The organism is Pseudomonas sp. B13(2017) (assembly GCF_002113245.1).
In the GTDB taxonomy this organism is placed as follows: Bacteria; Pseudomonadota; Gammaproteobacteria; order Pseudomonadales; family Pseudomonadaceae; genus Aquipseudomonas; species Aquipseudomonas putida_Z.
Window position 1 is genome coordinate 1 of sequence record NZ_NEJX01000057.1, and the last position, 652, is coordinate 652.

Annotated in this window: 1 protein-coding gene; it reads left to right on the forward strand. The window is 58.9% G+C overall.

The genetic code is table 11. The annotated features are described in order from the left end of the window. Positions 1-652, forward strand: a 652-nt coding sequence (locus CAG44_RS28885; protein ID WP_371916810.1) for an immunoglobulin-like domain-containing protein, incomplete at both ends; no start/stop codon positions are given.

The following is a 652-nucleotide window of genomic DNA, read 5'->3' on the forward strand; positions in this document are numbered from 1 at the left end:
CGGTACCGATCTGGTCATCAAACTGAGCAATGGCGAGACCATCACCATTGCGGCTGGCTCGAAGGAAGCTTCGATCACCATCGATGCGCCAAGCGATGATGTGTATGTCGACGCTGAAGTCCTTCAGGTAAAAATGACCGAAACTTCGGGTGGTGACTTCGAGAAACTGAATGTAAACAGCGGCGCAGCGGTGACCAAGGTTACTGACACCATCGACACCACTACCGTGACGCTGACGGCGACTTCGACCGTCGCTGAAGGTGGCGTGGTCACTTACACCGCGTCGGTCAACCACAAGGTCACCGGTTCCGATCTGGTGGTGAAACTGGCCAACGGCCAGACCATCACCATCCCGGTGGGTGAGTCGTCGGCTTCGGTACCGTTCACCGCCCCGAACAACGTCCACAACACCAACCTGGACCTGACCAACAAGATCACCGACATCTCGGGCGGCAATTACGAGAAGACCGAGGCCGTTGGCGAGCCGGTGACCACCGTCACCGACAACCCGGCGACTCCGGACATCACCACGCTCACCCTGACCGCGACGGACACCGTGGCCGAAGGCGGCAAGATCACCTATACCGCCACCCTGACCAACAAGGCCGGCACTGACCTGGTGATCAAGCTGAGCAACGGTGAAAGCATCACC